Raw genomic sequence first — 12,248 nt, forward strand, 5'->3', positions numbered from 1 at the left:
TTGTTGTGGGCGGGAGTGCCAAGGGTTTATCACGCAGTCCGGCTTGTTGTACAGTCGTTCAGCCCCGCACTGGAACCGAGAACTGCCGATGAGCCAGGAAGCCCGCTACCACCGCATGCTGCCGGAATTACGCAAGGCCAACCTGGTCGAAGCGACCTTGGTGTGCCTCAAGCGCCATGGTTTCCAGGGGGCTTCGATCCGCAAGATCTCGGCCGAGGCCGGTGTCTCGGTGGGGCTGATCAGCCACCACTACGCCGGCAAGGATGAACTGGTGGCCGAAGCCTACCTGGCCGTCACCGGCCGGGTGATGGGGCTGCTGCGTGACGCCATGGCGCAGGCTGCGCCCAATGCCCGCGAGCGGTTGTCGGCGTTTTTCCGCGCCTCGTTCTGTGCAGAGTTGCTCGACCCGCAACTGCTCGACGCCTGGCTGGCCTTCTGGGGCGCGGTGAAGACAGCCGACGCGATCAACCAGGTGCATGACCATTCCTATGGCGAGTACCGCAAGGAACTGAGCCGGTTGCTGGCCGAGCTGGCCACGCAGGAGGGCTGGCAGGGCTTCGATGCCGATCTCGCGGCCATCAGCCTCAGTGCCCTGCTCGATGGCCTGTGGCTGGAGTCAGGGCTTAACCCCGGCACCTTCACCCCCGAGCAAGGCGTGATTATCTGCGAAGCCTGGGTCGATGGCCTGCAGGCCGGCGGCCGGCGGCGCTTCAGCCTGCCCGAGGGCTGTTGATCGTCTGTTCAGTAACGAGTACGCTGCTGGCGCGAGTGTGTAGAACAACACCAATAAAAAAGAGACAACACGCAATGACGCCTCGGGTATTGATCGTCGATGACGATCCGCTTATTCGTGACTTGCTGCAGGCCTATCTGTCCCAGGAAGGCTATGACGTGCACTGCGCCGATACGGCGGAAAAGGCCGAAGCCTGGCTCGGCAGCCAGGACGTCGACCTGGTGTTGCTGGATATCCGCCTGCCTGGCAAGGACGGCCTCACCCTGACCCGCGAACTGCGCGTGCGCTCGGAGGTGGGCATCATCCTCATTACCGGCCGTAACGACGACATCGACCGCATTGTCGGGCTGGAATGTGGTGCTGATGACTACGTGATCAAACCGCTCAACCCCCGTGAGCTGGTATCGCGCGCCAAAAACCTGATCCGCCGCGTGCGCCATGCCCGCGAAGCGCAACCGGCACCGGCCTGCGCGCAGTCGCTGAAGCAGTTTGCCGACTGGGCGCTGGACACCGACCGCCGTCGCCTGATCGATCCACGCGGGGGGCAAACCCTGCTCACCCACGGTGAGTTCCAGTTGCTCAGCGTGTTCCTGCGTAACAGCGGCCATACCCTGAGCCGCGACCAGTTGATGGACCAGATTCGCAACCGCGAGTGGGTGCCCAACGACCGCTCCATCGATGTGCTGGTCGGCCGCCTGCGGCGCAAGCTGCACGATGACCCGGCCGAGCCGCAACTGATCATCACCATTCACGGTACCGGCTACCTGTTCACTGCCAGCGTGGCCGCATGATCCACCGCGCCCGCCGCGCCTGGGGGATGGTGCTGGCGTTGCTCGCCGTGCCGGCCGGCGCAGCACAGACGGTGCGCTACTGCGATTACCCGGTGTACCCGCCGATGTCCTGGAGCGACGGCCACCAGGTGCGTGGCCTGGCGCCAACCGTGGTGCGCGAACTGTTCGCCCGCATGGGCTACCCAGTGCAGACCGTGGTGCTGGGCAACTGGAAGCGTTGCCTGATGGACGCCGCCGCCGGGCGTGTGGACGTGGTACTGGCCTACAACAGCGATCAGCGGGACCAGCGCATGCGCTTTTCCACGGAGCCGGTGGTACGCGAAGAAGTCGCGGTGTTCTACAACCGCCTGCGGCCGGTCAGTTTCCAGCGCCTGGAAGACCTGGCCGGCTACCGTGGCGGCCTGTTGTACGGCGAAAGCTACGGCGCCGAATTCGACCGCTTCGTCGCCCGGCACCAGAACATCGAACGGGTGTCTTCCAGCCAGCAGAACTTTGGCAAGCTGATGCGCGGGCGCATCGACTACGTCATCCAGGAGCGGCGCACTGGCCAGCTGTTTATCGAGCACCTGCCCGGGGCGCAGGACATCCGCGTATTGCCCCGGGCACTGAGCGTGGACTACCTGCGCGTTGCCGTGTCCAGGCAATCACCCCTCAGCCAGCACATGGACGAAATCGACGCGCAGCTGCGGCGCATGAACCAGGCTGGCGAAATCGCGCGCTGGCTGGAGCAGAGCGAAGTCACCTACCGCGACATGATCAACCTGCCGGCAGATGCCCGATGATACGCCTGCACACCGATGGCCTGCTGCGCCGTCTGTTGCGGTTCATCCTGCTGTTCAGCCTGTGCTTCACCGTGCTGGCCAGTGGCGTGCAGCTGTACTTCGAATACCGCCGCGAAATGCGCGACATCGAGGCCCGCATGGCGTTGATCCGCGCCGGCTACCTGGCCAGCCTGGAACGCAGCCTGTGGGACCTGGACGAGGCGCAGCTGGACACACAACTGCGCGGCCTGGTGGATTTTTCCGACGTGGCCCGGGTGCGCCTGGTCAGCGACGATTTTCAACTGCTACGTGGGGAGGCTGAACCCAGAGGGCCGCTGCGCATCGAGCGCTTCCCCCTGGACTATCAGCCCCCCACCGGGCCGGCCAGGCACCTGGGCGAGCTGGAGGTCAGTATCGACCTGGGTGCGGTGCACCGTCGGCTGTACGCCACGGGCCTTGCCAGCCTGCTGTGGATGGGCGTGTTCCTGTGTGGCCTGGCGGTAGCGCTGTCGGGCCTGTTCTATCGCCTGGTTACCCGCCACCTGCAAGTGATGGCCGAGTTCGCCCGGCGTATTGGCGCCGGGCAGTGGCAGGAGCCGCTGCGGCTGGGGCGCCGCCGCTCGGCGCGGCCGGATGAAATTGACACCGTGGCCCATGCCCTGGACGACATGCGCCGCGCCATCCTCAGCGACATCGAGCGCCGCGAGCGCGACCGCCTGGCGTTGCAAGACAAGCGCGACGAACTGCAGGCCATGGTCGAACGACGTACAGCCAGCCTGGCCCGGGCCAAGGATGACGCTGAGGCCGCCAACCTGGCCAAGTCGCGCTTCCTGGCGACCATGAGCCACGAGCTGCGCACCCCGCTCAACGGCATTCTGGGCATGGCCGAGCTGCTACGCGGTGGCCGGCTGGAAGCAGCCGATCGCCAGCGCGTGGAGGCCCTGTACAAGGCCGGCGAGGGGCTGTTGGCGATTCTCAACGAAGTGCTGTATTTCGCCCGGCTAGAAGAAGGTGAGAGCCGCGCCGAACTGGTCGGCTTTTCGCTGCGCCAATTGTGCCAGGAGGTGCTGGCGCTGCTCGAACCCATGGCCGTGGACAACGGCGACACGCTGCACCTGGAGGTTGATGAGCAATTGGCCGTCTACCAGCACGGCGCCGAACAGTACCTGCGTCAGGTGCTCAGCAACCTGTTGGCCAATGCCATCAAATTCACCGAGCACGGCCAGGTGCGGCTCAAGGTGCAGGTGCTGGCCAGTGATGCGAGCGCGCAGCGCCTGCGGCTGTCGGTCAGTGACAACGGCATCGGCATCGAGCCGGCCGTACAGGCGAAAATCTTCGACCGCTTTGTCCAGGCCAGCGAGGCCGTGGCCCGGCGCTACGGCGGCACGGGTCTGGGCCTGGCGATCTGCAAACACCTGGTGGAAAAGCTGGGAGGCTGTATTGGCCTGGACAGTGTGCAAGGGCAGGGCAGTTGCTTCTGGTTCGAACTCGACATCGCCCTTGGGCAGCCGGTTTCGCCCTTTGACGCCGCCCAGGGGGCCAGCGCCAGCCTGGATATCCTGGTGGTCGAGGACGTCGCGCTGAACCGGGACGTGGCCGGCGGCTTGCTGGTGCGTGATGGCCACCGGGTGAGCTTTGCCGAAGATGCCGGGCAGGCCCTGCAAGTGTGCACACAGCAGCGCTTCGACCTGATCCTGCTCGACGTTCACCTGCCCGGCATGAGCGGGGTGGAGCTGTGCCGGCAGCTTCGCGCCACCCCTGGGCCTAACCAACACAGCCGGATCGTGGCACTGACCGCGGGCGTTCAACCGGGGCAAGTGCCAGTTTACCTGGAGGCCGGCATGCAAGGTGTATTGGCCAAGCCACTGCGCCTGGCCAACCTGCGCCAGGCGCTGGCCGACGCAACGCCGACCGAAGAGGCCGGTAATGACGCGAACATGGACTGGTCGCTGCTGGCCACTCACCGCTCCCTGCTGGGCGCACAGAAGCTGCAGGGCCTGTTGAACGTGTTGCGCCAGTCCCTGGAGCAGCACGCCACGGCGTTGGCCGAGGCGCTGACGGCCCAGGACTTTACCGAAGTGCTGCACCTGGCCCATCGCCTCGCCGGCAGTTGCGACTCCCTGGGTTTTTCTGGCCTGGCTGCGCTGTTGCGACGCCTGGAGGATGCAGCCCGCCAGCATGACGGGCAGGCGCTGAACGCCCTCGCCGAGCCATTGGCAAACCAGCTCGGCCAGGCCCGCGACACGCTGGAACGGTTGATCCAGAGCTGACGTACAAAAAACTTACGACTTTTTACATCTTCGATCCGTTCGTACAACGGCACCTTACATCCGTTTCCAATAATCCATGGCAACCGTGTTGCACGCGGTCCATGAGGCTTATTGGAGACAAGAATAATGACATGCCGTAGCGCTCAGCCCCTCCTTTGTACCGCCCCCCGTACCTGCCGCAATGGCGAGGTGCGCCATGACTGACAACCACGAAAAAATCCAGCTCACCCGCGCCCTGAAAAGCCGGCACATTTTCATGCTGTCGCTGGGCGGGGTAATCGGCACCGGCCTGTTCATGGGCTCGGGCGTGACCATCAACCAGGGCGGGCCGGTGGGCGCGATCCTGGCGTATCTGGTGGCGGGCTTGCTGATGTATCTGGTGATGGTGTGCCTGGGCGAACTGTCGGTGCAGATGCCGGTGTCCGGTTCTTTTCAGGCCCACGCCACGAAGTTCATCGGCCCGGCCACCGGCTTCATGATTGGCTGGGTGTACTGGATGAGCTGGGCCACCACTGTGGGCCTGGAGTTCACCGCCGCCGGCATGCTGATGACCCGTTGGTTCCCCGAGGTGCCGATCTGGTACTGGTCGGCATTGTTCGTGGTGGTGCTGTTCGGCCTCAACGCCTTGGCCACTCGCGCGTTTGGCGAGGCAGAGTACTGGTTCTCGGGCATCAAGGTGGCGACCATCCTTGGCTTCATCATCGTCGGCCTGCTGGTGATATTCGGCGCCATCCCGCTGAGCAGCGGGGCACCGGCGCCAATGCTGGACAACCTGGTGGGCGAGTCGCTGTTCCCCCACGGCCTGTCGGCGGTGTTCGCGGTGATGATGACCGTGGTCTATGCCTTCCAGGGCTGCGAAATCATGGGCGTGGCGGCCGGCGAGACCGAGCACCCGGAAAAAAGCATCCCGCGGGCGGTGCGCAACGTGGTGTTCCGCGTGCTGATTTTCTACGTGCTGGCGATTGCCGTGCTGTCGGCCATTGTGCCGTTCGAGCAGGCCGGCCTGATGGAAAGCCCGTTCGTGCAGGTATTCGACATGGTCGGCATCCCCTTTGCTGCCGACGTGATGAACTTCGTCATCCTTACCGCCATCCTGTCGGTGGGCAACTCTGGGCTGTATGCCTCTACGCGCATTCTCTGGGCGATGTCCAAGAGCGGCATGGCGCCGAAAAGCCTGGCACCGCTGAGCAAGCGCGGCGTACCGCTGCGGGCGCTGAGCATCACCCTGTGCTTTGCCCTGGTGTCGCTGATGACCAGCTTCATTGCCGCCGACACCCTGTTCATGGTGCTGATGGCGGTGAGCGGCATGTCTGGCACCGTGACCTGGATCGTGATCGCCCTCGCGCAGTACCGCTTCCGCAAGGCCTACCTGCGTGAAGGTGGGCAACTGCAGGACCTGAAGTACAAGGCGCCGCTGTACCCGCTGGTGCCGCTGCTGTGCATCACCCTGTGCAGCTCGCTGTTCGTGTTCCTGGCGCTGGATGAAACCCAGCGACCGTCGCTGTACTGGGGCTTTGGCTTCATTGCCCTGTGCTACGCGGCGTACTTCATCGTCAACCGCCGCCGGCAGGGCGCCTTCGAGCCCAGCGCGCCTGGCGTTTGATTCACGATTGCCGGGGCCGCTTTGCGCCCCTTTCGCGACACAAGGCCGCTCCCACAGGTACTACGCAGACTTGAACGCTGTGAAAGACCCTGTGGGAGCGGCCTTGTGTCGCGAAAGGGGCGCAAAGCGCCCCCGGCAATCCCACAGTTGTACAAAGTTGTAACAACCACCTCGGATTTAACCCTCACAAGTTCAAAAAAATCACTATTGAAACAATAGGTTAGGTTGCTTTCGAGTGATGTTGCAGGCCATTTTTCCGCCAATTGCCGCCTTGTTGAACACTCGTTTAGTATCTCCCTCATCAAGCCCTCCCAAAACCATCACAACAACACCGAGGCCCCCCATGACCATTCCGTCGTCGTCACTGTTGAGCAAGGTCGAAGCCGGCGTTGCCTGGATCACCCTCAACCGCCCAGAGCAGCGCAACGCGCTGGACATCCCCACCCTCAGGCAACTGCACGCCTTGCTCGACAGCCACAACAGCGACCCGGCGGTACGCGTGGTGGTGCTCACCGGCAGCGGTCGCAGCTTCTGCGCCGGCGCCGACCTGGCCGAGTGGGCTGCTGCCCAAGCCGCGGGCACCCTGGAAAGCTACGGCTGGACCGAAACCGCCCACGCCCTGATGTTGCGCCTGCACAGCCTCGACAAGCCCACCCTCGCCGCCATCAACGGCACCGCTGTGGGCGGTGGCATGGACCTGAGCCTGTGCTGCGACCTGCGTGTCGCCGCCGCCTCTGCGCGTTTCAAGGCCGGCTACACCAGCATGGGCTACAGCCCCGATGCCGGCGCCAGCTGGCACCTGCCACGGTTGATCGGCAGCGAGCAGGCCAAGCGCTTGTTGTTCCTCGATGAACTGTGGGGGGCCGAGCGCGCCCTGGCGGCCGGGCTGGTGAGTGAAGTCTGCGCCGACGAACAACTGCCCGCCGTGGCTGCCGAGCTGGCCGGGCGCCTGGCCAATGGCCCAACGTTCGCCTACGCGCAGACCAAGCAGCTGATCCGCGATGGCGCCCGGCGCACCCTGGCCGAGCAGCTGGAAGCCGAGCGCCAGGCGGGCCTGCTGTGTGGCCGCAGCCAGGATGGCGCCGAGGCGCTGCAAGCCTCGGTAGAACGCCGCGCCCCCCGTTTTATCGGCCAGTAACCCGATACCGACCCTGATCAGGACCTTTGCAGATGAATTTCCAACTGACCCAAGAACAAGAAATGTTGGTGGAAGCGGTACGCAGCTTTGTTGCCAAGGAGTTGGCGCCCCATGAGGAAGCGGTGGACCGCGCCGATGCCGTGTCGCCAGAGCTGGCCGCACACATCCGTGGCAAGGCCATCGCCGCCGGGTTCTATGCCTTCAACATGCCCGAGGAAGTCGGCGGCGGTGGCCTGGACTACTTGTCCCAGGCGCTGATCGAACGTGAGCTGTCCAAGGTGTCCTGGGCGCTGCACGTGTTTGTCGCACGCCCGTCGAAAATCCTCATGGCCTGCAAGGACGAGCAGATCAACGACTACCTGCTGCCTTGCGTGCAGGGTGAAAAAACCGATTGCTTCGCCCTCACCGAGCCGGGCGCCGGCTCCGATGCCAATGCCATCAAGACCCGCGCCGTGCGCCAGGGCGATGACTTTGTCATCAACGGCAGCAAACACTTCATCAGCCACGCCGGCCACGCCGATTTTGCCATTGTCTTCGCGGTCACCGACACCTACGAGCACAACGGGCGCAAGCGCAATGCGGTCACGGCGCTGCTGGTCGACCGCGGCACACCGGGCATGACCATCCGCCGCGGGCCCAAGTGCGTGAGCAACCGGGGCTACCACACCTACGAGCTGTTCTTCGACGACTGTCGGGTGCCGGCCAGCAAGGTACTGGGCGAAGTCGGCAAGGGCTGGGAAGTGGCCAACGCCTGGCTGACCGCTGGCCGGGTCATGGTCGCCGCCAACTGCGTGGGCCAGGCCCAGCGTGCCCTGGACCTGTCGCTGCAGTGGGCCGCCGACCGCAAGCAGTTCGGCCAGGCCATCGGTAGCTACCAGGGCGTGTCGTTCAAGCTGGCCGACATGGCCACGCAGATTCGCGCGGCCGAAATGCTCACCCTGCACACTGCCTGGAAGATGGACCAGGGCAGCATGACCGACGGTGAAGCCGGCATGGCCAAGCTGTTTGCCAGCGAAGTACTGGGCAAGGTGGCCGACGAAGCCGTGCAGATCTTCGGCGGCATGGGCCTGATGGACGAAGGGCCGGTCGAGCGCATCTGGCGCAACGCGCGTATCGAGCGTATCTGGGAGGGCACCTCGGAAATCCAGCGGCACATCATCGCCCGCGAACTGCTGCGCCCGCTGTTGCGCTGAGCGCCAGGAGAACACCCATGTCGCAATCGATTCGTGACAACCTCAAGCGCCTGCTGGCGCCCCGGCACCTGGCCTTCGTTGGCGGGCGCAGCATGGCGCGGGCGCTCAAGCGCTGCGCCGAAGGTGGCTTTGGCGGCGAGCTGTGGCTGATCAACCCTCAGCATGAAAGCCTCGAAGGCATCCCCTGCGTGGCACACGTGGGCGACTTGCCCTATGCCCCGGACGCAGTGTTCATCGCCACCAACCGTGAGCTGACCTTGCAGTGCGTTGCCGAGCTGGCCGCGCGTGGCGCCGGTGGTGCCATCTGCTATGCCTCCGGCTTTGCCGAAAGCGGCGAAGAGGGCCGCCAGTTGCAGCAGCGCCTGCTCGCTGCGGCCGGCAACATGGCCCTGCTCGGCCCCAACTGCTATGGCCTGCTCGATTACCTGCACGGTGCCGCCCTGTGGCCGGTGGCCCACGGCGGCAAGCCGGTGGAGAAGGGCGTGGCGATCCTCACCCAGAGCGGCAACTTCGCCTACAACCTGTCCATGAGCGACCGCTCGCTGCCGGTGGCCTACATGGCCTCGGTCGGCAACCAGGCGCAACTGGGGGTGGCCGAGTTGATGGACGTCATGCTCGACGACCCACGGGTAACGGCCATCGGGCTGCACCTGGAAGGCGTGAAGAACGTACCGGGTTTTGCACGCGCCGCTTACAAGGCATTGCAGCAGGGCACGCCGATCATTGCCCTGAAGACGGGTGTGTCGCAGATCGGCGCTGAACTGGCGCTCAGCCACACCAGCTCGTTGTCCGGCTCCGATGCTCTGTACGACAGCCTGTTCCAGCGCCTGGGCGTGATCCGCGTCAGCGGCCCGGTGAGCTTTGTCGAAACGCTCAAGGCCGCCGCTTGCGGGCGCTTGCCGGCAGAGGGCGAACTGATCGCGCTGGCCTGTTCAGGCGGCGATGCGGGCCTGATTGCCGATTATGCCGAACGCAACCATCTGCACCTGCCAAAGCTTGAACAAGGCCAAGTGACGGCACTGGCCGAAGTGCTGCCGGCCTATGCCAACCTGGTCAACCCACTGGATTTCACCACTGCCATCTGGGGCGATGAAGCTGCCCTGCAACGTATGCTCGACAGCACCCTGAGCGGCGCGGCCGATGCCGCCATGCTGGTGCTGGACTACCCGGCGGCCTTCACTGGCGAGCGCAAGGAGTGCGACTTGCTGCTGGCGCTTTACTGCGACGCGCTGGAGCGTCACGGCAAGATCGGTTTTGTCACCTCCGCCTTTCCGGAGCTGCTGCCTGCCAGTGCGCGTGAGCGCCTGCATGCCCGAGGCATCGCCGCCCTGCAGGGTGTGGAAGACGGCCTGGCGGCCTGGGGCCGCATCGTCGCTTACCAACGCAACCGTCAACGGTTGCTGGAGCAAGGCGAGGCTGCGCGGGTACCGCTGTGCCCACAAGCCGTCACGGGCGAAGGCCGTTTGCTGGACGAATGGCAAGCCAAGCAAGCCCTGCGCGCCTTCGGTTTGCCGGTGCCGGCAGGTGTGCTCAGTACGCCCGAGCGCGCTGTAGTGGATGCCGCCCGCGTAGGTTACCCGCTGGTACTGAAGGCGGTCAGCGCACAACTGCCGCACAAGACCGAAGCCGGTGCGGTGGCACTTAACCTGCGCGATGCCGCTGCCCTGGAGGCTGCACTGGTACAGATGCGCCAGCGTATCGCTGCCTATGCCCCACAGGTAGCGTTCGACCAGATACTGCTCGAACCCATGGCCGCGCCGCCACTGGCCGAGCTGATAGTGGGCATCAAACGTGAACACGACTTTGCCCTGGCGTTGGTAATCGGCGCCGGTGGCGTGCTGGTCGAACTGCTCAAGGACAGTGTCAGCCTGTTGCTGCCCACTACCGACAGCGCCATCCGCGCCGCGTTGCTGAGCCTGCGCAGCGCCAGCCTGCTGCAAGGTTTCCGTGGCCGGCCGGCCGCCGACCTGGACGCCTTGGTCGCAGCCATCCGCGCGGTAGCCGACTATGCCTGCGAAAACGCCGGGCAACTGCTGGAACTGGATGTGAACCCACTGATGGTCGGTGCCCACGGCACCCTCGCGGTCGACGCGCTGATCCGCCTCGGCCAGGCGCAAGGAGAACGACATGAATGACCTTACCCTGACTGCCGGCCAGGCGCTGGTGCGCCTTTTGGCCAACTATGGCGTGCAGACCGTTTTCGGTATCCCGGGTGTGCACACCCTGGAGTTGTACCGCGGCCTGCCGGGCAGCGGTATCCGCCATGTGCTTACCCGCCACGAGCAGGGCGCCGGTTTCATGGCAGACGGCTATGCGCGGGTGAGCGGCAAGCCGGGCGTGTGCTTTGTCATCACCGGCCCGGGGGTGACCAACGCCGCCACCGCCATCGGCCAGGCCTATGCCGATTCCATTCCGATGCTGGTGATTTCCAGCGTCAACCATACCGCCAGCCTGGGCAAGGGCTGGGGCTGCCTGCACGAAACCCAGGACCAACGTGCCATGACCGCGCCGATTACCGCGTTCTCTGCGGTGGCTTTGAGTGGCGACGACCTACCCGAATTGATTGCCCGTGCCTGGGCTGTGTTCGACAGCGAGCGGCCGCGCCCGGTGCACATTTCGGTGCCGCTGGACGTGCTGGCCGCACCCGTCAGCCGTGACTGGAGCGATGAGGTGGCACGCCGCCCCGAGCGTGGCCAGCCGTGCCGCGAAACCCTCGACCAGGCTGCCCTGAAGCTGGCAGCGGCCAAGCGGCCAATGATCATCGCCGGTGGCGGTGCGCTGCACGCGGCTGAACAGCTGGCGCAGTTGAGCACCCGGCTGGCCGCACCAGTATTCACCAGCGTGGCCGGCAAGGGCCTGCTGCCGCCGCAGGCGCCATTGAATGCGGGTTCCAGCCTGTGCGTGGAGCCTGGTTGGCAGTTGATCAGCCAAGCCGATGTGGTGCTGGCAGTGGGCACCGAAATGGCCGACACCGACTTCTGGCGCGAGCGCCTGCCAATCACTGGCGAGCTGCTGCGGGTGGACATCGACCCACGCAAGTTCAACGACTTCTACCCCTGTGCCATTGCCTTGCAAGGTGATGCCCGGCAAACCCTGGCCGGCTTGCTCGAACACCTGCCAGCACTCGACCGGGACCCGGCTCAGGCCAGCGAAGCGGTCAGCCAGTTGCGCCAGGCCATCCGCACCGGGCATGCACCGTTGCAGGCCACGCATCAGGCCATTCTGGACCGCATCGCCACCGTGCTGCCCGATGAGGCGTTCATCAGCAGCGACATGACCCAACTGGCCTACACCGGCAACTACGCTTTCGCCAGCCGGGCGCCGCGCAGCTGGCTGCACCCCACTGGCTACGGCACCCTTGGCTACGGCCTGCCGGCCGGCATCGGCGGCATGCTTGCCACCGGCCACCGCCCGGGCCTGGTGCTGGTGGGCGACGGTGGTTTTCTTTATACCGCCCAGGAGCTCGCCACTGCCGTGGAGGAGCTGGACCGGCCTTTGGTGGTGCTGCTGTGGAACAACGACGCCCTCGGGCAGATCCGCGATGACATGCTCGGCCTGAACATCGAGCCGGTCGGCGTGCTGCCGCGTAACCCGGACTTCATCGGCCTGGCCCGTGCCTTTGGTTGCGCGGTGCGCCAGCCACGTGATCTGGACACGCTGCAGGCCGACCTGGCCAGTGGTTTCGCCACCCCCGGCGTTACTTTCATCGAACTCAAACACACCTGCGTCTGTTAAGACGCGCACAACGACAAGAACAAG

General features: G+C 65.1%; 9 protein-coding genes. All 9 read left to right on the forward strand.

Annotated features, from left to right (window positions below):
- The first annotated feature begins 88 nt into the window (after nt 1–88).
- The 9 genes from J3A71_RS13065 (at nt 89) to J3A71_RS13105 (ending at nt 12,224) form a co-directional block, all read left to right on the forward strand.
- Nucleotides 89–733, forward strand: coding sequence for a TetR family transcriptional regulator C-terminal domain-containing protein (locus J3A71_RS13065; protein ID WP_016487575.1), 645 nt, complete (start codon nt 89–91; stop codon nt 731–733).
- A 74-nt stretch (nt 734–807) separates the two neighbouring features.
- The gene (locus J3A71_RS13070; protein ID WP_016487574.1) at nt 808–1,524 is read left to right on the forward strand and encodes a response regulator; all 717 of its coding nucleotides are present in this window, start codon (nt 808–810) and stop codon (nt 1,522–1,524) included.
- A complete protein-coding gene (locus tag J3A71_RS13075) occupies nt 1,521–2,306 on the forward strand; it encodes a transporter substrate-binding domain-containing protein (RefSeq protein ID WP_016487573.1) in 786 nt (261 codons plus the stop codon). Before J3A71_RS13070 ends, J3A71_RS13075 begins: the two co-directional genes overlap by 4 nt.
- A complete protein-coding gene (locus J3A71_RS13080) occupies nt 2,303–4,555 on the forward strand; it encodes an ATP-binding protein (RefSeq protein WP_096426207.1) in 2,253 nt (750 codons plus the stop codon). Before J3A71_RS13075 ends, J3A71_RS13080 begins: the two co-directional genes overlap by 4 nt.
- 196 nt (nt 4,556–4,751) lie before the next feature.
- Nucleotides 4,752–6,158: an amino acid permease gene (locus tag J3A71_RS13085; protein ID WP_096426206.1), complete on the forward strand. Its 1,407-nt coding sequence runs from the start codon at nt 4,752–4,754 to the stop codon at nt 6,156–6,158.
- A gap of 343 nt (nt 6,159–6,501) precedes the next feature.
- Nucleotides 6,502–7,296 (forward strand): enoyl-CoA hydratase/isomerase family protein, encoded by a 795-nt coding sequence (locus tag J3A71_RS13090; RefSeq protein ID WP_096426205.1) that lies wholly within the window; start codon nt 6,502–6,504, stop codon nt 7,294–7,296.
- A gap of 32 nt (nt 7,297–7,328) precedes the next feature.
- Complete coding sequence (locus tag J3A71_RS13095) at nt 7,329–8,489, forward strand: acyl-CoA dehydrogenase family protein (protein ID WP_016487569.1); 1,161 nt, start codon at nt 7,329–7,331, stop codon at nt 8,487–8,489.
- Between the two features lie 17 nt (nt 8,490–8,506).
- Nucleotides 8,507–10,624 (forward strand): acetate--CoA ligase family protein, encoded by a 2,118-nt coding sequence (locus J3A71_RS13100; protein ID WP_096426204.1) that lies wholly within the window; start codon nt 8,507–8,509, stop codon nt 10,622–10,624.
- Nucleotides 10,617–12,224 carry a 5-guanidino-2-oxopentanoate decarboxylase gene (locus tag J3A71_RS13105; RefSeq protein ID WP_023048790.1) on the forward strand — a complete coding sequence of 536 codons (1,608 nt, stop codon included), beginning with the start codon at nt 10,617–10,619 and terminating at the stop codon, nt 12,222–12,224. The genes J3A71_RS13100 and J3A71_RS13105 overlap by 8 nt, the downstream gene beginning before the upstream one ends.
- The last annotated feature ends 24 nt before the right edge of the window (nt 12,225–12,248 follow it).

The organism is Pseudomonas sp. PvP089 (assembly GCF_017875165.1).
Lineage (GTDB): Bacteria > Pseudomonadota > Gammaproteobacteria > Pseudomonadales > Pseudomonadaceae > Aquipseudomonas > Aquipseudomonas fortuita.

Bases quoted from the DNA above. Each gene is read 5' to 3' on its own strand.
- J3A71_RS13065 (WP_016487575.1), top strand. From the start codon at position 89: ATGAGCCAGGAAGCCCGCTACCACCGCATGCTGCCGGAATTACGCAAG.
- J3A71_RS13070 (WP_016487574.1), top strand. From the start codon at position 808: ATGACGCCTCGGGTATTGATCGTCGATGACGATCCGCTTATTCGTGAC.
- J3A71_RS13075 (WP_016487573.1), top strand. From the start codon at position 1,521: ATGATCCACCGCGCCCGCCGCGCCTGGGGGATGGTGCTGGCGTTGCTC.
- J3A71_RS13080 (WP_096426207.1), top strand. From the start codon at position 2,303: ATGATACGCCTGCACACCGATGGCCTGCTGCGCCGTCTGTTGCGGTTC.
- J3A71_RS13085 (WP_096426206.1), top strand. From the start codon at position 4,752: ATGACTGACAACCACGAAAAAATCCAGCTCACCCGCGCCCTGAAAAGC.
- J3A71_RS13090 (WP_096426205.1), top strand. From the start codon at position 6,502: ATGACCATTCCGTCGTCGTCACTGTTGAGCAAGGTCGAAGCCGGCGTT.
- J3A71_RS13095 (WP_016487569.1), top strand. From the start codon at position 7,329: ATGAATTTCCAACTGACCCAAGAACAAGAAATGTTGGTGGAAGCGGTA.
- J3A71_RS13100 (WP_096426204.1), top strand. From the start codon at position 8,507: ATGTCGCAATCGATTCGTGACAACCTCAAGCGCCTGCTGGCGCCCCGG.
- J3A71_RS13105 (WP_023048790.1), top strand. From the start codon at position 10,617: ATGAATGACCTTACCCTGACTGCCGGCCAGGCGCTGGTGCGCCTTTTG.